This window comes from Lysobacter sp. P5_B9, from assembly GCF_054049835.1.
This window is the reverse complement of record NZ_JBFULP010000017.1, coordinates 1-1,350: the sequence shown is the minus strand read 5'-3', so window position 1 is coordinate 1,350 and position 1,350 is coordinate 1. Positions and strand designations below refer to the sequence as shown.

At 62.3% G+C, this 1,350-nt stretch carries 2 protein-coding genes; both read right to left on the bottom strand.

The window, feature by feature from the left end; genetic code table 11:
• The coding region (locus ACXJJ9_RS16655) for an outer membrane beta-barrel protein (protein ID WP_457098204.1) at positions 1-801 on the bottom strand (801 nt) is incomplete at its 3' end.
• 251 nt (positions 802-1,052) lie between these two features.
• On the bottom strand, positions 1,053-1,350 hold a 298-nt coding region (locus ACXJJ9_RS16650), incomplete at its 5' end, for an OmpA family protein (RefSeq protein ID WP_457098203.1).

The following is a 1,350-nucleotide window of genomic DNA, read 5'->3' as shown; positions in this document are numbered from 1 at the left end:
GATCTGCACCGCGTCGGGACGCAGCGTCGCCTTGTCGAAGTCGAAGTTCACGCCCTTCAGGTCGATCGACACCGGCACCGGGCAACCGTCCGGACCGATCGTCTGGCCGGCCTGCGAACCCGGGCACTTGTCGTCGCAGTTGTTCACGCCGTCGCCGTCGTCGTCGCCATCGGCGCAGCTCGGAGCCGGCGGCGGCGGCGGAGCGGCCACCACGGGTTCCGGACCCAGCGGGATGATGATGCCGACCGAACCCAGGATGTCGCCGAACCAGCTCTCGTCCGGAGCGGCAACGCTCTGGTCGTCGAAGTCGGCGCGGTAGGCCAGTTCGGTTCGGACGCCCCAACTACCCATGTCGGCCTGGATACCGGCGCCGACCTTGGCGGCGAAGGTGCCGTCCTTGCGATCATCCGGCGAATCCGGATTCGGGAAGGCGTCGAATTCTTCTTCGGACTCCTGATAGCCCAGGCCCGCCATGAGGTACGGATTCCAGTTGCGGCCTTCAGAGATGAAGTGATAACGCGCGTCGAACGAGATGCCGTACTGGCTCCAGTTGAGGTTCTGGTTGTCGTCGAAGTTGGGGTTCTGGTAATTCAGCTCGGCATCCACCGACCAGTTGTCGCTGAAGAACTTGCCGACGCCCAAGCCGCCGAAAGGAGCGTTGCGGGTGCCGCGATCGTTGTCCTGGAGATTGAAACCAGCCGAACCGGTCAGGTACCAGCGGTCGTCGAAATCCTGCGCGTTGGCGACCTGTGCACAGGCCAAGCCAGCGAGCAACGCTGTGCTCAACAAGCGGATCTTCATATTTCTGACTCCTTTAGAAATGTCGGGAAAACAACACACACGGCACGGAAACTGTGACCGGGATCAACGCGCGGGCGGAACCCCTTCACGATCCCTGGCGCGGGGGATCATAGCATCGCCGAGACAATTGTTAACATTGCTTAACGTAATACGCAAACTTTACCCCCTAACCGGCCATTCAGTTGCAATCGGCTCAAAAACGAAGCCCGGCGCAGGGCCGGGCTTCGCGGTAAGGCTGGCAACGTCGAAACTCAGTTCTGGACGTTCAGCTCGGTACGACGGTTCTTCTCGCTCTTGCAGCCCGGCATCGTCTGGCCCATGTCCTCCAGCGGACGGCTCTCGCCGTAGCCGTTCGGACCGGTCAGGCGCGCGGCGTCGATGCCGTTGCTGGTCAGATAGTCGTACACGGCGCGCGAGCGACGTTCCGACAGGCTCTGGTTGTAGGCGTCCTTGCCGCACTGGTCGGTGTGACCAGCCACTTCGGCCTTCAGCTCCGGATAGCGCTTGAAGATCTCGATCGCCTCGTTGAGGATCTGCACCGCGTCGGGA